An 18,991-nucleotide genomic window follows, 5' to 3' on the forward strand; every position below is an offset into this window, starting at 1 on the left:
GCACGGTTCACCGCAACGGCCGCCGTCGCCGTCGGGGCAATGACTGCCTCGACCGCAGCTCCGGCGTCGGCAGCGCCGGCTGCCTTCCCCATCCGCACAAGCGAATGCCCCCGGCAGTACTTCTGCGCCTGGCACGTTCAGGACAATCGTTACTCGGAGATGTGCAAGTGGAAGGACGACGCTCCCTCCTGGAACAATTGCTCATGGGTGGCGGACGGGAAGTTCACGTACGCCGTCTACAACAACGGCACCTCGGGGCGGGGAGTGACGATGTACCGCGAGTACAACTACCACAGCGCCATTGGCGACTGCGTCTCGCGAGGCGAGTTCGTCCGCCTCGCGAACAACTACAGCCCGGCTTCGTCCAAGTGGAACTGCTGACCTGTTCGACCGGTTCGAGCTGGAAGGCCTCGGACAAGGGTTTCGAGGCCCCGCCGGAGGCGGGCGTCACGGCAGCGTCTGCGACCTCGACGTGCTGACCGTTTAGCGTTCTCCCCGCGGAGCTCGACGACCGCTGTGCCAACCTGCGGCGGGCGAAGCTCCGCGGGGGCGAACTCCCCGCCCGGGTTGAGGAGCACACCACCAGACCAGCGGTGCCGGTCCTGGACGTACGAACAGTGGGGCAGCTGCCAACCTGAGCTCCGGCGGGGGAGGGGCTGACGCGCCGCTTCTCCGCGGTCCGTGGTCGAGGTGCTGCTCCACACCGTCAGGCGTATGAAAATGCGAGGATCACCCAGGCCGGGATGCTGTTCTGTCCGGCAGACCTTCCGGCATGCAGCCGCCCGTCGTCGAAGGACACGTCAACCGGATCAAGATGCTCGAACGCCAGATGTACGGCCGCGCCGGCTTCCGGCTCCCACGGAAACGCGTCCCGCTGACTCCGTGACTGTGTTTCGGCGCTCAGCCGGATCCCAAACGGATCGGCCAAGAACACGAGAAGCTGGAGCCATGAACACGGGAAAGGACGAAGTGCCACTGTCCGGAGGGCGGATGACTCAGGGCGTCGTCCGCGTCGGTGACACCGTCCGGCGACCCGTCACAGCCAGGTCGGCCTTCGTCGCCGAATTGCTGAACCATCTTCAACAACGCGGGTTCAACGGCGCACCGCGTTACCTCGGGCTCGACGACACCGGCCGTGACACGTTCACCTACCTGCCTGGCCGAGTTCCGGCCAGATTCCAGCTCTGGAGCGACGAACAGGTGGTGGCCGCCGGTACCCTTCTGCGCTCGCTCCATGAGGCCACCCGCGGCAGCCGCCTCGCCGCAACTCGTCCGGTCGTCTGCCACCACGATCCCGGACCGAACAACGCTGTCTTCTACCAGGATCGGCCGATGGCCTTCATCGACTTCGATACAGCCGCCCCCGGCGACCCCCTCGAAGACCTTGGATACATGGCCTGGACCTGGTGCATCTCCTCCAAGTCGCAAGCTCCACCCGCTCAGGAACAGGCAACCCAGGTACGGATCCTCGCTGACGCCTACGGGCTCGACATCCCAGCGCGTAGCAGCCTCGTCGACGCCATCCTTGACCGCCAAATCCGCAATGCCCTCTGGTGGCGCCGGCACCTCAATGCTCCACAGCCACGCGTGGCCGACGACGAACAGGTCCTTGCTCGAATCGCATGGTCCATCCGTGAGCACGACTACACGACCGCCAACCGTGCCGTCTTCGCGAGCGCTCTACGCTGACTGCCCTCGGCTTCACCGACCGCGATATGCCGTCTCAGTGTGTGGCGAGGCGTGCGATCGTCCCGGTCTCGAGAGCGGTCCACATCGCGCCGTCCGGTCCTTGGGCGATGCCGTGAGGCTCGGAGGACAAGCTGGGGAGATCGTGTTCGTCGATACTGCCGTCGGGGGTGATCCGTCCGATGCGGTTGGCTCCCCACTCGGTGAACCAGCAGTTCCCGTCGGCGCCTGCAGTGATGGCGTGCGGGCGTGACGTTGGGTCGGGCAGGGCGAATTCATTGATCTTCCCGTCCGGGGTGATGCGTCCGATCTGGCCGGTTGCGATCTCGACGAACCACAGGGCGCCGTCGGCGCCGGCTGTGATGCCGACGGGGGCGCTGGCAGGCGTTGGCAACGCATGGACCGTGACGGCACCATCGCTAGCGATAGCACCAATCGCGTTCGCCTGATTCATCGTGAACCACAGTCGACCGTCCGGGCCAGCGGCGATGGCTGACGGGAAGGCTCCCGCGATGGGAAGGGGAAACTCGGTGACATGACCGTCGGTCGTGATGCGGCCGATGCGGTCGGCGCCGGCTTCGGTGAACCAGAGTGCGTCGTCGGGACCCGAGGCGATCCCGAACGGCCCGGCATCCGAAGTCGGCAGCGGGAACGAGGCGATGTCTCCGGCCGTGGTGATGCGGCCGATGCGGTGGCTGCGGAACTCGGTGAACCACAGTGCGTCATCAGGCCCCGCAGCGATGATCGACGGACCGCTGGAAGCCGGTTCGAGCTGGTAGGAGATGTGGTCGCCATCGGGCGTGATCCGCCCGATCCGTCCGTGATGGACCATGGTGAACCACAATGCGCCGTCCGGTCCCGCGGCGATTCCGTAGGGCCCGGCCTCGCGGTCGGAAACGGAGAACTCCGTGATGGAAACGGTCGGACGATGCGGCATGGGCGGGTTCCTTGGACGGCGGACGGAAGAAGTGCGACTGCGGATGTTAGTCCGGGCAGCGGCCCGCGTGCTCCTGAATATTCCTGCTGCACGGCTGGGGGACCGGCGCATGCGGCGCCTGATCGAGGAAGGACCAGGACAGGTCAGTTCATGGCGGCGCCCTTCTCAGCTGCTCCTGCCCGGGTGCTGGCGAGCCGGTAGGAGTCGGTGCCGGTCTCTACGATGTTGCCGCCGAACGTGAGCCGGTCCACGACAGCCGCGCAAAGCCGCGGGTCAGTGAAGCATTTCGTCCACCCTCCGAACGATTCATGCGATGCGGTGGCGACGCTGTTCTTCTCCCGGAAGTACGCGACCGCCTCGACGGTGGGTGAGGGGCGCTGCGGCAGGTCCACCGCCACGTGCACCGGGACGGGGGCGGGCGGCGACCCCGGACAGCGCGGCGTCGAGGCCGCGGTCCTCAAGGACGGCCGATGCAGGCCACACACCGGGTTGTTCAGCTCGGCGATCGCCTCCTTCGCCTCGCGGTGCGCTTCGTCGATCACCTTGCGGGCGTCCTCCTGCAGGTCGCCGGGGGTGGACCTGGCCAGGCCCAGGTTGACGGTGAGTGAGACGGGGCGCTGCTGCGCGCCGTCGTGCAGGTCGCGCTCGATCCGCCGCCCCTCGGCGTCGGCGGTGTCGAGCACACCGGCCCGGCTCCCGGCGAGGTCGGCGACCCGGCGGGCCGGCTTCTCCATGCGGCTGGGGTCGGGCAGGACCTCGGCCGCCCGGGTGCCCAGCCGCACCAGAGCGCCGGTCAGCCGGGGCCCGAGGAACAGCAGGGCGAGGCCGTCGGCGGTGACGTACGCGGCCTGCGTGGTGTACCCGAGGTCGGTGACCCGCCACTACGGGGTCAGCTCCCAGATCCACACGTAGATGGAGGCGGCCACGAGAGCGGCGGCCCAGACGGCGAGGACGGCGAGGTCCAGGACGGCGAACAGCGGACCCGCCACGGCGTGGTAGCAGACCTGCCGCCACAAGGCCCGCGTGGTCAGCCGGCGCACCACCGACTTCCCGTTGCGTCCCGGTCCGGGCACGGCGGGGCGTGGGAGGTCCTTGCCGACGAGCGCCCGGTAGCGCCGCCGCTGTCCGACGGTCAGCAGGGGTGTCACCACGAGCGTGAGCAGCACGGGCAGCGGAGTCACGGCCGGCACCAACGCCGCCATCGTGCCGAGCAGCCAGAGCCACGGTGGTACCACGGCGAGGTGGAGCGGCAGGCCGGCGGCGACGAGCGCGGTCCGGTGTCCCGCCCTGCGGAACGGCCGGCCGACTACCAGCTGCAGCCACGTCGTGGGTTGCATGTGTCAAACGGTAAAACCGCAGGCCATCCCCGTGCCATGACGCTCCCGCCCGGTTCGGGGGTGCACTTTTCTCCACTCCGGGTCGGAATCCTGCGTGACTGACGGCGCCCTGGTGTGCGGCGGAGGGTGGAGCACGTGAAGGGGAGAGCCGACGGGGAGCGGGGGAAGACGATGCGTCAACTGGTGTTGCGCAATGACGAATTGGCCGGTGCCGGGGGCTTCGACCGCGCCGAGGTCATCCCGCTGTACGAAGAGGCGGAGGAGCCGCGCCCGGCGCGGGGCATGCGGCGGACCGGGTGGCTGCTGGTCGCCTGCGGGCTCGCCCTGCTGCCGTGGCTGTACGTGCTGGCCGCTGGCCTGCCGGCCACCGCGCCCGCGGCGCACTGGCCGGTCGCCTTGGTCGGGCTCGACGCGCTGGAGGCGCTCGGCCTGATTGCCACCGGCCTCCTCGCCGCCCGCGGCGACCGGCGGCATGCCCTGGCAGCCGCCGCGACCGCGACGCTGCTTGTGGTGGACGCCTGGTTCGACACCACGACCGCGACCCCGGGCGGCGACTTCGCCACCGCGGTCGCCATGTCGCTCGGTGCCGAGCTGCCGCTCGCCGCGCTGTGCGGCCGGCTGGCGCTGCGGGCGCTGAGCCGGCTCGGGTGACGCCGACCGCCCGACTACGTAACACGGACCAATCAATCCACCGGAGAACACCATGCACCGCATCACCACCGCCCCCGTCGCCCCGATCCCGGCCCGGGCCCGCTGGGCGGTCGCCGCCGGAGTCGGCGCCGCGTTGGCCGCCGCCTGGTGGCTGGGCGACACGGCGCCCTATCCGTACGCCCAACGCGGGCTCCTCGACGTGCCGTTGCCGTTCCTGACAGCCGACCGGATGGACGCCGTACTGCAACCGCGGCCGGGGGAGCGGATCCTGGAGATCGGCCCAGGGACGGGCCTGCAGTCGCTGCACGTCGCCCCGCAGCTCGGGCCGGAGGGACGGCTCGATGTGCTCGACATACAGCAGGAGATGCTTGACCACGTGATGTGCCGCGCCGAGCGCGACGGCCTGGCGACGATCAGGCCCACCCGCTCGGACGCACGTGAACTGCCCTACGCCGACGGGACATTCGACGCCGTATACGCCGTGACCGCGCTCGGCGAGATCCCGGAGCCGCATCGGGTACTGCGCGAGGCGGCACGGGTGCTGGCACCAGGCGGGCGGCTGGTGATCGGCGAGTTCTTCGACCGGCACTGGATCCCCTTCGGCCGGCTGCACCGGCTCGCCGACGCCGCCGGCCTCCACCTGACCGAGCGCCGCGGCCCAAGCCCGGCATACCTCGCCCGCTTCCGACCTTGCAGAGCCCACGCGCCAGGCCACCAGAGTGAGCGCCTCGCCCACAGCGACCGGGACACCAACGACGGGGAAGCGTGAGCACCGCACGCAGGGACCGCGCTCACCGAGCTGAACAACCTGGCGTGCGGTTGGCCGTTCCGGGAGGCGAGGGGGCTCCGCACGCGGACGCCCCGGCGAGCCCGACCACAGCAGGTCAGCGCCGCGGTCGGGGTGCCCGGCTGCGGGAGTTGCTCCCTTGGTGGGCTGGACCGGTGGCTGGAAGGTTGCGGTACTGGGGACCGAGGGGGGACCGAAGGCTGTATCCCCTCCGTCCCGACCACGCGGATTTCGCCAGGTCAGACGGCGCGGGCAAGCCTGCGTTCTCCGTCTTGGACGGTGTCGGCATCCCGACCATGAGGCCGACCACGGCAGGTCACGGGCGCACACACCGCCGCTGCGGTGACGGGCAGCTGCCACTCGGGTGCCTGGTGCCGGTGGAGCCAAGCACCTGCTGGACGTTCCACCCGTCGCCGACAATAGGCTCTTGTAATGTGGGCTTGTCCAGGGCGGCTCGGCATCCATGGAGCAGATCATCACTACCGACAATGCCTCGCAATCACAGCCCGAGACAGCAACGCGTGCTGTTGATGAGCGCGCACTGGCTCAGCGCTCTCTGACCGCTCTGCTGACAGCGGCCGCCCTCACCTATGCCTTGGATATCGGCACCAAGCTTGTGGCTGTCTCGCGGTTGGAAGGTCAGGAGCCCGTTGCCATAGCGGGCCGCGTGCTCACGCTTCAGGTGTTCCGTAACTCGGGTGCGGCTTTCAGTTCGGGCCAGGCTTTCACTGCTGTGTTCACGGTGATCTCGGTTTCGGTTGTCGTGGTCATCGCGCGTGTCGCGCGCAGGCTTCAGAGCTTTCCGTGGGCTGTCGCTCTGGGCCTGCTGCTTGGGGGCGCGCTCGGCAATCTGACGGACCGGATCTTCCGGGCGCCCGGGGTCTTCCGCGGGCACGTCGTCGACTTCATCTCCGTTGAGCACTTCGCGGTGTTCAACCTCGCCGATTCGGCCATTGTCTGCGGCGGTGCCCTGGCGGTCTTCCTGTCGTTCCTGGGCACCTCCCTGGACGGCTCGTCCTCGCAAGATCGGCAGAGCCGGAGCATTCCTGCTCCGCGACGAGATGCTCCAGACCCCAAAGCTTGACTGCCGTGTAGCGGAGGCTCGGTATTCCCTTCGGTAAGGGCTCCGGTTGCATACACGTCGAGTTCGGGGAACAGCGCGCGGGCGCGCAAGGCGCCTCGTGATCTGGTGATGCGGGCACGGATGGTCGAGCTGAGCCGGTCCGGACAGAGTGCCTGCCATCGAGGACGAGTTGAGGTGCAATCCCAAGACACTTCGCCGGTGGCTGCACCGCTTCAACCGCTTCAACCGCTTCGGCCTGGGCGGGCTGGAGGAACGGGGTGGACAGGGCCGGAAGCGGCGGATCACCGAAACAAAACGCTCAAGAATCTTCGGTCTGGTCAATCAGCCGCCCCCAGGTCTGCTGGCCGTGCAGGCCGACGGCGAGCTGGCCGCGCCGGATGAGTCCGGGTCGGCGAGCGGGCCCTCGTCGCGCTGGCCGTCGAGGCCGGACGTATGGGCATCGAGGTCGGTCGCAGCCAGGTCCGCCGGATCCTGCTGGCCGAGGGCGTGCGCTGGCGCCGCAGCCGTTCCTGGACCCGGTCGAAGGACGCGGACTTCGAGGGAAAGGGACACGGATCATCGAGCTCTACACTCAGCGAGTACCGTCGGCGGTTTTCCGTCGACGCGAGGGGCTTCACCTCTCGGCCCCGGGCTCCAGCCCTACCGACAAGAAATCTTGAAGAAGGGGTCGCAGCTTCAGACCTGTCGCTGCTGTTCACGGCGCCGTTGCTCAGCAGCCAACTTTCCGAGTGCCTCGGCATCCGAGACGTCTGTCGTCATCTGTAGTGCCCCGGCGATTCCCTACGCCGGGGCACGACGTATGTAACGACTTGACCGAGAAGTGCCCTTCTAGAAGAGGCTCTTGTAGCCCTGCCAGCCGCTCGCGATCTTCGCGCGAGGTCCGAACGACCCCTTGCCGTCGCCGTTGTTGCGCCAGACGTTGCCCGCGCTGTCCCGGGAGACCAGGTCGGCTTTGCCGTCTCCGGTGATGTCCCCGACGCCGACGACCGCGTTGTACGAGCTGCCCCAGTTGGTGAACAGCTTCACCCGCGCGGTGAATGTGCCGTTGCTCTTGCCGTAGTACCGGTACAGGTTGTTCGACGTGTCCTGAGCAAGCAGGTCGCCGATGCCGTCGCCGTTCAGGTCCCCGGCTCCCACGACCTTCTTGTACGTCTTCCAGTTGGCGTAGAGCTGCGTCCGGGCCGACAACGTCCCCGTGCCGGTGCCCTTGTAGAGGTACACGGCCCCGGTCGAGGAGTTACGCGCGATCAGGTCCGGGCGACCGTCTTTGTTCACGTCACCGGGCGCGGTCAGTACGTCGTACTGGTTCCAGCCGGATGTGCCCAGCGAGGTGTACGGCGTCGACGGCTCGACCGCCGCCCCGCAGTCCGGCTTGTACAGGCGCAGAGCGCCGGTGCTCAGCTTGACCAGTACATCGTTGCACCGGTCCCCGCTCAGATCGCCGTAAGAGACGAACCTGGCGCTGGTCGGCCACCCGCTGCCGCTCACCTTCCCCGAGAACGTGCCTGTGCCCGTGCCCTGCTGGAACGCCAACGTGCCCGAGGTATCGAGGGTGAGCAGGTCGCCGATGCCGTCCCGCCCCGCGTGATCTCGCTGCAGGGGAGCGGCGAGCGTCCCGGCCGGCGTCAGATGGATGCGTTCGCCGGCGTCCACGAAAGCCACGCGGCCGCTGTCGGGGTCCAGGGTCCAGCGGATCCGTCGGTCCGAGGTGCTGCCTTCCGGCATGAGGTTCTTGGTCGCGGGCAGATCCGCCAGATCGGAGGTGACCGCCTGCCCGGAGCGGACGTCGGTGCGCACCAGCTTGCCGCGCTCGTTGTCATGGCGTACCAAGAACCCGTCGGCCAGCAGCACGTCCCCCACGGGCACGGCAACCGACCGTCCGCGGGAGCGGTCAAACACGCCGGCCTTGTTCTGCGCGGCGCACGTCCAGTAGACGAAACGGCTGTTGACCTGCAGCTCGCTGGGCACGCACGCCGAGCCGACGTTGACGTCGAGGGCCGCGGCCGTCGAGCCGAGGCGGCTCATCGACAGGTGCCCGGCGGTGGACGTCGTGGTCCACAGTTGTCCGTCCCACAGGGTGGCGGCCACGGCCGTGCGTGTCGACACGACCTTGGACTGCGTCCAGTCGACGAGGAACTGCTTGCGGTTCGGGCCGCCCGAGAGCAGCGCGTACCGTCCTTCCGCGGCGCTCACCTCACCGTAGAAGCCGTCAACCGTCAGTGTCTGGACCTCACCGGTGGGTGTACGGCGGTGTACCAGCTGGGAGTTGTCCAAGTCGTTGTAGACAACGGATCCGTCGCCCGCGCCGAACAGCCGCACACAGCTGTACGTGAAAATGCACGGCTTGACCCATCCTCCGGCCTGCCGGACCGGCCCCACCTGGGGGACCGCGTCAGCCGACACGGTGCGCGTGTTGAACATGACGTCGTAGGACGGGGACGAGGTCTGGTCGGTCCAGGCAAGCGTGCCGCCCACCAGCGAAAGCCCGTCGACAGGTGCGGGCACGGGCGGCAGGTCCATCAGCTCGTCGGCGGTGATCTGCCCGTCCGGCGCCTCGGAGAGGCGGAACATGCCCCAGTGTGCTTTGTCGGGACCGCCCACCACGACAGCTGATCCGTCCGCCGACGCGTGGACCCAGCCGTCCATCTGCGGAAGCAGAGTGCGCCATTCCCCGGCGTCGGTCAGGGGCCGGGTGAGCACGGCACGGGTCTCGTCGCCGTAGGTGGCCACCACGACGTGGTCACCGACGACCGTGAAGTCGGTCTTCCCCACGGTGCCCTGGGCCGGCACGGTGATCACCGGTCCATCCAGCGCGTCGCGGCGTAGCAGCCGCGCACCGGCGCCCGGGTACCACCAGCCGACGTAGTCCTCACTCAGGACGGGCAACCGGGCCGAGTTCGCGTTGTAGGGGGCGAACACCTTGGTCCAGGTCCCGTCTCGGACGTCGACGAGCACGAGCTGGTCGAGGAAGACCTGGGGGTCCTCGGTCGGCACGCGGTAGCGCAGCAGCAGCGAGCGGTCATCCCGTCCGCTCAACGCGAGAAGCTTGGCGTCGGCGGGCCAGCCGGTCACCTTCGTGTCCTCGGTGCCGCCCCCGGCCGCCCGCTTCAGCAAGTGCAGTTCGCGCACGTTGCTCGAGCCGCCCAGGTAAGCGACCACGACACCCTCGCCGGCCGTCCCGGCATACGCCAGACCGGTCGGGACGGTCACCGAGCCTCTGTCCTCGCCAGAGCCCATCGCGCGAAACCGCACGACGCGTCGGCCCTCGGCGTCGGTCGACAGGGTGTAGGTGGAGTCCGACTGGGCGAGCCCGTTGGGCTGCTGAGTACCGGCGAACTCGGTCACCTCTCTGGTACGGCGCGTCGCATAGTCGGTCCAGAGCCAGCCGCTGGATCCCTCGGGATTCGACAGCACACCCGTGTCACCGAATCCGATGAACACCGGATTGCGCGAGGCGCTCCGGTCCGCGGCCGGGAGCACGACGTCGCCCGCTCCAACGACCTGGTCAGCCCCCACGGCCACCGCCATCCCTGTCGGCACCGCGCCCGGAGCACCCGCGGCGAGGGCGACGGTCACAGCCAGGGCCGCGCCCCCTCTGCGGAACAGACAGCGTCGCACGACCTTGCTGACCCCCACGGAACCCCCCGGTCCCTCGCCCTGGCAGCTGTCCCCCCGACAGCTGTGAATGAAATGTGCATGCCCTGAACGGGCGACGGGAGCTTATCAGCGCACACCAGTGGGGTAGCCGGGATTACCGGCGCAGCGGAAACGGCCCGCACGATTCGCTCCCACGGGTCCTTGTCTCAGCTCACGAGTGAGTGCGGGTGCCGTGCGCGTCCACGCTGTGGGAGATCGGCGGCGAAAGCCGCGGCGCCGGCCGTCCTGCCGCAGGCCCTGGCCGAGAAGCCCGCGACGGCCAACGCCGTCGTGGCCTGCCTGGACCACAGGGCACCCTGGCGGCGCCCGCCCTGCCCCGGCTCCGCACGATCGAGGGAATGCCGGCCACGGTGGCGATGGCGATGCCCATCGCGCCGCGGGCGGCGAGGTGCCGGTACTTCTGCGAGGGCCAGGTCACTCTGCGGCCGCGCAGCAGGCGATCGTCACACGATGGCGTAGGTGCAGCGATAGCCGGCCGCGGGTGGCAGCCAGGTGGCCGGGTCATGGTCGGCCTTGGAAAGGTTGGGTGCTGCGGAGGCCGCGATCAGCGGGCGGCGCTCGCGTTTCCAGGTCGGCCAACTTCTCGCCTCCTCGGTGGCCGCCCCGTACACCGCCTCCAAGCACGCCGTCATCGGCCTGACCAAGGTGGCCGCGGTCGAGTACGCCGCCCGCAGCGTCCGGGTCACGCGATCGCGCCCGGACTCGCCGCTCCGAGATGGTCGATGAGTGCTTCCAGCGCCACCCGAGGCGAAAGAGGCAGGCCTGCGGCGGAGGACGCACCGCCTGGTGACCCGGCAGCCGCGCCCCCATGGCCCCCGCACCAAACGGACCGCGCTGCTTCTTTTCGCTGCCGCATGCGGTAAGGTACGAGCTGTTTGGTTTAATTTTCAGCTTGAGGAGGGTCCATGGCACAGCAGGAACGAGCTGTCCGGACCCGACGCGCTGTTTTGGAGGCTGCCGCCGCGGTCTTCGCGGAGCGTGGCTACGCGGCAGCCACGATCGGCGAGATCCTCAACCGCGCCGGGGTCACCAAAGGTGCCCTGTACTTCCACTTCGACTCCAAAGTGGCCCTCGCCCGAGGTGTGCTGCAGGTACAGGTCAGCAACGACTATCACGTGCCCAGGGAGTTGAAACTGCAGGAGTGGGTGGACGCCGGCATGACGCTGGCCAAGCGCCTGCCGCAGGAGCCGATGCTGCTCGCGGGCGTGCGGCTCTCCGCCGATCTGCAAAGCCGTGACGTCGTTGGCAGCGCCTGGCCCGCCTGGGCCGATGTCACCACGTCCTTCCTGTCCGAGGCCAAGGAGCGCGGCGAGGTGCTCCCGCACGTCGTGCCCGAGGAGACCGCGCAGGTCTTCCTGGGGGCCTGGATCGGCGTGCAGCACGTCTCCCAGGCCATGGCCGGTTGGGCGGACCTGGAGGTGCGCATGTCGGCGCTGTTCAGCCACATGCTGCCCGCCATCGCCGCCCCGGCCGTCCTGGTGTGGCTCGACACGGCCCCTGACCGGGGAGCCCGGGTCATAGCCGAGGTGGAGCAGGCCTCGGCTCTGGCCGGCGCCGGCCAGTGACCATAGAAACAAACCATCTGTGTGGTTTGGGCAAGGGGGGAGATCGGAGACGCCCGTGCTGTGTGACCCTCAGGTGCGAAGAGGTGAGCAGGGGGCACAGGAGCGGTTCCGCAAACCGACCGAGGGAAGCTCGGATGGTCAAGCAGGAGCGTGCCACCCGGACCCGCCGGGCACTGATCCAGGCGGCGGAGTCCTTCGTCGGCGAAGGGTACGTACCCGCGTCCCTTCCGGTGATCAGTGAGCGCGCTGGCGTGAGCAAGGGGGCCCTGCTCTTCCACTTCGAGAGCAAGGGCGCCCGGGCCTGACGCGGCTGGAACCTCCTGGCCGACGTGGCGCGTGAGGTCACCGTCCTCCTCGTACGCTATGACCATGACCGTCGTCGCCGTGACGGCCGGACTGCGTGTCCTGGCCGCCTCGGACGAGACCTGGCGCTCCGCAGCCCGGGTGGACCAGGTCCATCTGGTACCCGGCCCACACGGGAAGCCGCGCCTTCTCCCGGCGCGCTGGCAGGCATGGGTCGGTGTGCAGCGTGCTGCTGTCCGTGTCCGACGGCCCAGCAGGACCCCTGAATACAGCCGGGCTTCCCCGGTTTCGCCCCCCGGCACCGCCGCCGTCGGCGTTCCCGCACGGCGGACAAAGACTAACCCGACAGGCTATTTTCTCATCGAAGCGGCAAAGTAAACAGACTGAATGGTTTGTTATTGACAAACCGCCTGGATTGTTTTTTAGTCGGCGGCCTGCCCGTTCGCCAGGCGAGAGTCACGGCGCCGACGGCGATGACAGAGGGACTGATGTGGACATTCAGGTACTGGGCGCTCTAAAGGGCGTTGCACGCGGCCGTGATCTGGGCATTTCCCTTGCTTACGTGGGGGGTTGAGGGCTGATCCGTTGTGGGTGGAGACGTTCACCGGGCTGCGGATGAAACAGTTCGAACGGTTGTGGAAGGTGGTGCGGGAGCGGGGCGGCAACGAGCCGTGGATGAGCGACCGCCCGCCCGGTGGCAGATGGGACGCGATCAGCCGTCCGCCCTGCACATGGAGCGACCGGGACTACAGCGGGCACTTTGCCCGCTGGACGGTTCGGCCCAGAGTCGACCGAGCGCAGTCCGCAGCTGTTCCGTTCCTGCACGCGGAACGCGAACCAACCACCCGAACGGGTGACCATGGCGCGCAGGGAGGGCGGTGTGACAAACGGCCCTCTCCATGCCGCAGGTGAACACACATGCGGGGAACGCTGATTCGGTATGCATACCCTGCATCGTCACAGCGGTCCGGGCTGGCGATCAGAAGCGGCCTGACACCCTGATCTGGCGGCTGGCAGCAGGCCCGGACCCTGCGCGCCCTATGCCCTGAGGACTGCTCTCATGGCCGATCCCGACCACACGCAGGCGCATCAGTGCGCCACACTTCGGGCAATGGGGGGTCCGTCGAGAGTACGGCACCGGAGCGGGCCGCTCTTGCCGCTGGGGAGCAGTGTCATTGACCACGGGCGCGTCGGCGAGTCCGAAGAGGAACCAGGACCCTGAACGGGCGACGACGCTGCCGTCGGCCGCGCCTGAACTCGTGGGTCACGTCCAGGCCATGGCGTTCAATGCGGAGACCAGCCGCCTGGACGTCGTCCCCGAGGACCCTGCGTACGGTACGAACTGCAGGGGGGGCGCACCGCAGTTGATCGTGGGCGGCCGCCACGACGGTGCCGAAGTGCGTTTGCTGCACTCGCGAGCCCAACCGCCATTATCCGGAGCCCAGTTCACCACCTCTTGCTGCTTCGCTCCGTTAGTAGGCCCAGCTCTGAGGGGTTCCCAAGGTGTCGGTGGGTCGGGGGCCGGCACGCGCCGCCGGTCGGAAAGGAGCTCGTCGAAGGCGGCGGCCGCGCCAGCCGCATCCCCCGCTTCGCCCCTCCAGCAGGCGGGGTTGCGACGGTCAGTGAGTGCGCGGGAGTAGTCCTTGCCCAGCACGCGCTCCATGGCCGGCAGCTCGTCGCAGGTCGTGACAGCGCCATCCGCGTCCCCGGCCGGCCCCCTCGCCATCGGGCGAGGGCGGCCGAGGCGATGAGAGTGTGGGGGTGGTCCGGGCCCAGTACCGCTGCCGGTCGGCGAGGACCTCGTGCAGGGCGGTGGCTGCGCCAGATGCACGCCCCCTCTTGCCTCGTGCGACGGCGAGGCCCTGACGGGTTCCCAAGGTGTCGGGGTGGTCCAGGCCCAGTACCCGCACCATGTCCGGCAGCAGTTACTCGAAGGCGGCGGCTGCGTCGGCTGCAAGGGCCGCATCCCCCAGCGATTGGGCGTGGCGCGCCCGAACGAGGGGCGTGCTGCGCTGGTCGGGGCCCAGGACTCGTACCATGTCCGGCAGCAGTTCCTTGAAGGCCATGAGTGTGCCAGGCGCGTCTCCCGCCTCGCCTCGTCACCGGGTGAGACTGTGACGGGTGCTCAGGGCGTCTGGTGGTCCGCGCCCAGCACGGAGGCGGGGCGGCAGGCGAAGGGCTTGGTCGCTCCCGCGGGGGGGGCTGACCACCAAGGTGCACCTCGCCGCGGACGGCAGGTGTCGTCCGTTGTCGCTGGTCATCACGCCGGGCAAGCGGGCGGACGGCACCCAGTTGGAGGCGACGTTGGAGAAGATCCGGGTGCCCGGAACTGGGTTGGGGCGCCCGCGTCGCACGCGTGACAGCGTGGGTGCCGACAAGGCGTACAGCAACCGCGCCATCCGGTCTTACCTGCCCTGGCGTGGCATTTGGCACGTGATCCCGGAGCAGAAGGACCAACAGGCCGGACGCCCACGCCGGGCTCGCAGGGTGGACGGCCCCCTGGCTTTGACCCCACGCGGTACAAGAAGCGCAACACGGTCGAGCGGGCGATCAACAAGCTGAAACAGTTCCCGGCCGTCGCCACTCGCTATGACAAGCGCGGACACATCTGCCTAGGCACCGTTACCACCGCCTCAGTCATGATCTGGCTCCGATCGTGATCAAGACTCTCCAGTCCGGTTGCCGGCGCCCCAGAAGAACGGGCCAGCTGTCGGCGTGACTGTGATGTCCCAGCCGAGCTCGCGAAGCTGTCTTTCCAGCTCCGCCGGCTCATGGGGAACTTTCACGATCCGGTAGGCCGTCCCATCAGGGATGCGCCGCTGGATGGTGGACGATGCCGGGCCCTCGACGAGCTCCTCTGGCGTTCGGTAGTGGTCATCGACGAAGAACACGCGGCCCTGTGGCGCGAGGGCAGTGGTCACCAGGGACCAGAAGGACTCGAATCGCCTGGCCGGCACGTGCGAGAGCCAGCACCCCATGAAGACGACGTCATAACGGCGGCCAGGTTCCCAGGTGAACAGGTCAGCCTCGACGAATCTCACCGGTGCGCCATCAGGGACGCGGCTCGCGGCGATCGCGAGCATTTCCGGGGACGCATCGACGGCGGTGACATCGCTGGCGTGGCGGAGCAGCTGAGGGGTCCAGGTGCCGGGCCCGCAGGCTAGTTCCAGGACGCTGCCCGTAGGCCGGAACGCGTCGAGCGCCTCACTCAGCTCAGCGCCGCCGGGAAGATCGAGGAGCTGGTCAAGGTAGTCCGGGGCGAGGGCACTGTAGTAGGCGCGCTGTTCGGACAGGAGTCGTTCTTGAGCTGATGCGGTGTCCATAGCGCCACCGTGGGACTTGCCCCAGGGGCAAGGTCAACCCTCAAAAGCAGTTGCTAGGTACTGTCCTGCCGGTCGTGACCGGAGAGACAGTACCTAGCGCGCCTCTTGGCATCGATGTTCCTCAACCCCCGATCCGTAGGCGAGGTCGAGGCCGAGCCGCGTCGGGTGGTGGTGGACCGTCTGGCCGTTGCGGGTGGTGGCGATGAGCCCGGAGTTGCGTAGGACGGACGCGTGTCGTGATGCGGCGGCGGGGGAGATGCCGATGGTGGCTGCGAGCCGGCCGGTGGTCAGGGCGGGCGTCCGGACAACGGCGACCAGCGCTGCTGCTCGGGTCGGGCCGAGCAGCGACTGCAGCGCCGCAGACGGGGTGTGGAGTTCGGGGTCCCGGGTGAGAGGGGCCGGGGCTGCGGGATAGCTGACGATCACCTCATCGGCGAGGGGGTTGAAGGTGATTCCTGTGGCCAGAGCGGAGGGCTGGAAGATCAAGGGCCGTCCTTCGAGGGATTCCACGGCATCGACCCTGGTGTTGAGGCGCAGGTGCTGGCCGTCCCAGCTGACGGACGGGTGTACCGAGCTCAGTAGGCGGTTGGGGCCGCCCAATTTGGCCTGGGTTTCTGCGTGCGCGGCCGCAGTGGCGACAAGGGAGGTGATACGTCGCCGGTAGGGGTCCAGGGCCGTTGCCCGCAGGCCGGCGAGTACCCGGTCGAGGGTGGTGGCCGCGCGGGGATGGCCCTCGGCGAGCCCGCGCGCGAAGGGGGTCAATGCCCGGGATCGGGCCAGGTCCCGCAGGTGGGCGACCGCCGGTGGAGACCCTGGGTCGATCGGTGTCGGCGCGGGTTGGGTGGCCGCGTCGAAGAACGCGGGCAGGTAGAGGTCCGTGTACAGGTCGAACAGCCTGCTGTGGTACGGGTTCCAGGTGGAGGCGACCTCGTGTCGCCACATCGACAGCCGGCGGTCCGGGACTGGTCTGGCTAAGTGGGCTCCGCCCAGGGCGAGTTCGTAGCCGAAGTCCGGTGTGTCGGCGACCTGCGTCCGTTCGAGGTCGTCGCTGGTCAGACGGATCCGTATCAAGGCGGCGTCCCCCCCGGCGCGTCCCCTGATGGTGCTGGTCCTTGAGCTTTTGCATGCTCGCGCAAAAGCCTAGTCGCGACTGTGTCGCGCAGTCCATCGTGTGACCGCGGCTTCGCCCGCAACTCTTACCTCTGCTCCCGGCCGCAAGGCAAGTTCGTGAAACGCCATGCCAGCGCCATGGAGAGGGCACGGACCCCCAGCCTGGACGGTCCGATCCAGCGGGGACGGGCCCTGGTCCGTGGCTCCCGATTCCCAGGAGGGGAATTCCTTGAAATTCAGGCTCCCGAAGAGACGTTCCATCACCACCGTCGCCGCTACGCTCGGCGCGGTCGCCGCACTCGTCGCCGTACCCGTCAGCGCTCACGCCGACGACTCGCTCGGCACCTTCAAGATCCAAAACTCTGGCTGGACCGGAGGCAGTCGCAAGGCCATGTGCCTGTGGGGGGCCGGGGGGAACGGCACCCGCACCTATGTCCAGCAGTGCTCGAGCGACGACCACGACAAGTGGACCTTCTACCCCGAAGGCAGCGGTGGCGCGTCCGGCAGTTGGTACGAGCTGGTGAACGTCGCCACCGGCCTGTGCCTGGACGCCGACGCCAACAACCTCACCGGCGGTGCGGCCGTGCAAGCATGGGGGTGCAACCAGTCCGAACAGCAGCGGTGGCGGTTCACCCCGCGCACCAACTACTACCAGCGGGTCGCCAACTTGGCCGCCGACAAAGCCAACAGCTGGGCCAATGACCGCTTCTACCTGGACATGGACGCGAACCTCCAGCGTCTGTGGTCGGCCGACTCCAGCAACAACCAGTTCTGGAGCATGTTCCCGGCGTAGGCGCGAGCTTGTTCCTCGACATCGGCTATTACGCAGGGCGATGAGTGTCTCGGGTCGTTTGAGGCTTGCCTACGTCGGTAGCGGGTGGCGGGGTTGCGGTTCTTGGAGCCGGGTGGTCGTCTTGGCCCTGGCCGGGTGGGTATGGGTGCGCGGGCCGGACTGCAGAGGTGAGGGTGGATGTGATGTTCCGGAACCCGCGCCGGACGCGGGTCGGGGGGAGCGCGGTGCCGGTACGGGTGGTCTTCTCGCAGGGCCTGCGCCGGTCGGCTGCCAGCGGCAGCGCAAGCCGCAGCTGGGTGTGCGCCGCGATGTTGGCCAACACCTTGAGAACGATCAAGGCCGAGCCGGTCCGTCAGTCGAGTCGCCGGCCTCCGGGACCTGTTGTGTATGAACAACGCATCACATGTCCCACTGGCTCCAGCAGTTCCGTTCGCCGAACGGTCACCATGACCGTTCGGCGAACGCTTCCACGAACTGAGCGTTTCGGACACTGGAGCGGTGACCTGCGGATCTGGGTTCAGAAACAGGTCCTCAGTTGTCCTTTAACCTTCGTCAGTCTGTGTGCCTCTTCGTTGTGGCTTCGTGAGCCGCGAGTTCTTCCGGTGTGCCCAGGAAGGCAGGACCGCAGCCCGCTGGAAGACGCTGGACCACCATGGCGATGGCCTCCTGTGCTGTAGCTGCCGGGCCAACTGTCTGGCTCCGCAGAGGGCCGGAGACCCAGTAGGTACCTCTGGATGAGGGCTGAATGTACGGGATGTCCCAGGTCCACCGCCTTTCGGTGCAACGACTGAAGTGAAGTTCTCCCATCCCGGTCCAGGGGAACAGTTGCCGCAGACAGGGCTCGGCATAGGCTGCTTCCAACAACTCCGCCCGTACCCGCCCGTCGTCCCGTACTGCCTGCCAGCCTGCTTCAACGACGGCTTCGCGCGCTGCATCCCTGTTCACGTCACCATCGTGCACGAGGGACGCGGCCGACCGAGCCCGCCTGATTGATCGAATGGTCCCTCGAACTTGATCAGTCGGGATGGGAACGGCCGGACGCGAGAGCGGCCTTCGTTCGATCCTTTGCTCCGTCACTGAGTGGATCAGCGCGAAGACCGTGGTCGTGAGTCTGGTGCATCAGGGTGTTTTGCAAGATACGTTCTCGGAAGTGCCGTGCTTCCGGACGGAGTTGTACGCGTGTTTGACCGCGGGGGGCGACGCGCTGTTCGAGTTATGCGACGCATTGCTGTGCACGGACGGGCCGGCGCAGACGCTGGTCGATCTGGCACTCGCGCCGGAACTCCGACGCGGGCACGGGGCGCTCTACGCCCGTCTCAACCAGGGGCGGATCGACGTGACCCGGCTGCGCCGCGCACTGGCCTCAGTGCCGCTGCCGCGGACAGCGGACGACGGCCGGGTCGTGCTGGCCGCGGACGTCTCGCCGTGGCTGCGCCCGGACGCCAACACCTGCCCTGGCCGGGCCTTTTGTCATACCTTCGGCCACGGAGGGGTGAAGCGCCAGATGATCCCGGGCTGGCTCTACTCGGTCGTCGCCTGCTGTTGTCGGACGAGGGCACTGCGGCTATTGAGCTGCCTGAAGAAGTCGTTTTCTTCCTGCAGTTCATCGGTGTGAACTGGCCGAATGTGAACGAGGACAAGGTCCGTGGGTTCGTGTCCCACGTGCGGGACTTCGCGGAGAAACTGGACGAGACGCACCAGAATTCCTCAGCGAAACAAGCGAATGGCCGATGTGTATAACGACTCGTAACGATAAGC

18 protein-coding genes and 2 pseudogenes are annotated in these 18,991 nt (G+C 68.2%); 12 read left to right on the plus strand and 8 right to left on the minus strand.

Translation table 11 applies throughout. The features are described 5' to 3' along the window. Window positions 1-39 precede the first annotated feature (39 nt). Together ABD355_RS43055 and ABD355_RS43060 are read left to right on the plus strand one after the other, a co-directional pair. The gene (locus ABD355_RS43055) at window positions 40-381 is read left to right on the plus strand and encodes a peptidase inhibitor family I36 protein (protein ID WP_344406799.1); all 342 of its coding nucleotides are present in this window, start codon (window positions 40-42) and stop codon (window positions 379-381) included. Window positions 382-948: 567 nt separating this feature from the next. Beyond that, complete coding sequence (locus ABD355_RS43060) at window positions 949-1,689, plus strand: phosphotransferase (protein WP_344406800.1); 741 nt, start codon at window positions 949-951, stop codon at window positions 1,687-1,689. Window positions 1,690-1,723: 34 nt separating this feature from the next. On the opposite strand, the gene ABD355_RS43065 is transcribed toward ABD355_RS43060, so the two are convergent. From ABD355_RS43065 to ABD355_RS43075, 3 genes are all read right to left on the minus strand, one after another. Further along, complete coding sequence (locus ABD355_RS43065; RefSeq protein WP_344406802.1) at window positions 1,724-2,623, minus strand: Vgb family protein; 900 nt, start codon at window positions 2,621-2,623, stop codon at window positions 1,724-1,726. Window positions 2,624-2,766: 143 nt separating this feature from the next. Next, window positions 2,767-3,405: a histidine kinase gene (locus ABD355_RS43070; protein ID WP_344406803.1), complete on the minus strand. Its 639-nt coding sequence runs from the start codon at window positions 3,403-3,405 to the stop codon at window positions 2,767-2,769. A 99-nt stretch (window positions 3,406-3,504) separates the two neighbouring features. Next, window positions 3,505-3,960: a sensor domain-containing protein gene (locus ABD355_RS43075; protein ID WP_344406804.1), complete on the minus strand. Its 456-nt coding sequence runs from the start codon at window positions 3,958-3,960 to the stop codon at window positions 3,505-3,507. Window positions 3,961-4,095: 135 nt separating this feature from the next. On the opposite strand from ABD355_RS43075, the gene ABD355_RS43080 reads away from it, so the two are divergent. The 3 genes from ABD355_RS43080 to lspA all read left to right on the plus strand — a co-directional run bounded on the left by ABD355_RS43080 (window position 4,096) and on the right by lspA (window position 6,482). Then, window positions 4,096-4,611, plus strand: coding sequence for a hypothetical protein (locus ABD355_RS43080; protein ID WP_344406806.1), 516 nt, complete (start codon window positions 4,096-4,098; stop codon window positions 4,609-4,611). A 52-nt stretch (window positions 4,612-4,663) separates the two neighbouring features. Next, window positions 4,664-5,380: a class I SAM-dependent methyltransferase gene (locus ABD355_RS43085; RefSeq protein ID WP_344406807.1), complete on the plus strand. Its 717-nt coding sequence runs from the start codon at window positions 4,664-4,666 to the stop codon at window positions 5,378-5,380. Window positions 5,381-5,861: 481 nt separating this feature from the next. After that, complete coding sequence (lspA, locus tag ABD355_RS43090) at window positions 5,862-6,482, plus strand: signal peptidase II (RefSeq protein WP_344406808.1); 621 nt, start codon at window positions 5,862-5,864, stop codon at window positions 6,480-6,482. Between the two features lie 828 nt (window positions 6,483-7,310). Here lspA and ABD355_RS43095 read toward each other — a convergent pair. Beyond that, on the minus strand, window positions 7,311-10,118 hold the full coding sequence (locus tag ABD355_RS43095) for an FG-GAP repeat domain-containing protein (protein WP_344406810.1): 2,808 nt from the start codon (window positions 10,116-10,118) through the stop codon (window positions 7,311-7,313). A gap of 615 nt (window positions 10,119-10,733) precedes the next feature. On the opposite strand from ABD355_RS43095, the gene ABD355_RS43105 reads away from it, so the two are divergent. From ABD355_RS43105 to ABD355_RS44850, 5 genes and pseudogenes are all read left to right on the plus strand, one after another. Next, window positions 10,734-10,865 (plus strand): SDR family NAD(P)-dependent oxidoreductase, encoded by a 132-nt coding sequence (locus ABD355_RS43105; RefSeq protein WP_344406811.1) that lies wholly within the window; start codon window positions 10,734-10,736, stop codon window positions 10,863-10,865. 179 nt (window positions 10,866-11,044) lie between these two features. Continuing rightward, window positions 11,045-11,704 carry a ScbR family autoregulator-binding transcription factor gene (locus tag ABD355_RS43110; RefSeq protein WP_344406813.1) on the plus strand — a complete coding sequence of 220 codons (660 nt, stop codon included), beginning with the start codon at window positions 11,045-11,047 and terminating at the stop codon, window positions 11,702-11,704. A gap of 134 nt (window positions 11,705-11,838) precedes the next feature. Then, on the plus strand, window positions 11,839-12,009 hold the full coding sequence (locus ABD355_RS43115; RefSeq protein ID WP_425585868.1) for a TetR family transcriptional regulator: 171 nt from the start codon (window positions 11,839-11,841) through the stop codon (window positions 12,007-12,009). Between the two features lie 568 nt (window positions 12,010-12,577). Next, window positions 12,578-12,679 (plus strand): annotated as a pseudogene (locus tag ABD355_RS43120) (IS5/IS1182 family transposase); the annotation flags it as partial. Between the two features lie 1,542 nt (window positions 12,680-14,221). Continuing rightward, a complete protein-coding gene (locus ABD355_RS44850; protein WP_425585869.1) occupies window positions 14,222-14,569 on the plus strand; it encodes a transposase in 348 nt (115 codons plus the stop codon). 98 nt (window positions 14,570-14,667) lie between these two features. Here ABD355_RS44850 and ABD355_RS43125 read toward each other — a convergent pair whose 3' ends face one another. Together ABD355_RS43125 and ABD355_RS43130 are read right to left on the minus strand one after the other, a co-directional pair. Continuing rightward, the gene (locus tag ABD355_RS43125; protein ID WP_344406815.1) at window positions 14,668-15,330 is read right to left on the minus strand and encodes a class I SAM-dependent methyltransferase; all 663 of its coding nucleotides are present in this window, start codon (window positions 15,328-15,330) and stop codon (window positions 14,668-14,670) included. Between the two features lie 93 nt (window positions 15,331-15,423). Beyond that, window positions 15,424-16,401, minus strand: coding sequence for an ArsR/SmtB family transcription factor (locus tag ABD355_RS43130; protein ID WP_344406817.1), 978 nt, complete (start codon window positions 16,399-16,401; stop codon window positions 15,424-15,426). Window positions 16,402-16,669: 268 nt separating this feature from the next. Here ABD355_RS43130 and ABD355_RS43135 point away from each other — a divergent pair, with 268 nt between their 5' ends. Further along, window positions 16,670-17,233, plus strand: coding sequence for an RICIN domain-containing protein (locus tag ABD355_RS43135; protein ID WP_344406818.1), 564 nt, complete (start codon window positions 16,670-16,672; stop codon window positions 17,231-17,233). A 33-nt stretch (window positions 17,234-17,266) separates the two neighbouring features. On the opposite strand, the pseudogene ABD355_RS43140 reads toward ABD355_RS43135, so the two are convergent. Further along, window positions 17,267-17,543, minus strand: a pseudogene (locus ABD355_RS43140) (NF041680 family putative transposase); the annotation flags it as partial. A gap of 242 nt (window positions 17,544-17,785) precedes the next feature. Further along, window positions 17,786-18,310 carry a DUF6193 family natural product biosynthesis protein gene (locus ABD355_RS43145; protein ID WP_344406819.1) on the minus strand — a complete coding sequence of 175 codons (525 nt, stop codon included), beginning with the start codon at window positions 18,308-18,310 and terminating at the stop codon, window positions 17,786-17,788. 52 nt (window positions 18,311-18,362) lie between these two features. On the opposite strand from ABD355_RS43145, the gene ABD355_RS43150 reads away from it, so the two are divergent. Next, on the plus strand, window positions 18,363-18,848 hold the full coding sequence (locus ABD355_RS43150; protein ID WP_425585872.1) for a transposase: 486 nt from the start codon (window positions 18,363-18,365) through the stop codon (window positions 18,846-18,848). Window positions 18,849-18,991 lie beyond the last annotated feature (143 nt).

It is taken from the genome of Streptomyces longisporus (assembly GCF_039532765.1).
GTDB lineage: Bacteria > Actinomycetota > Actinomycetes > Streptomycetales > Streptomycetaceae > Streptomyces > Streptomyces longisporus.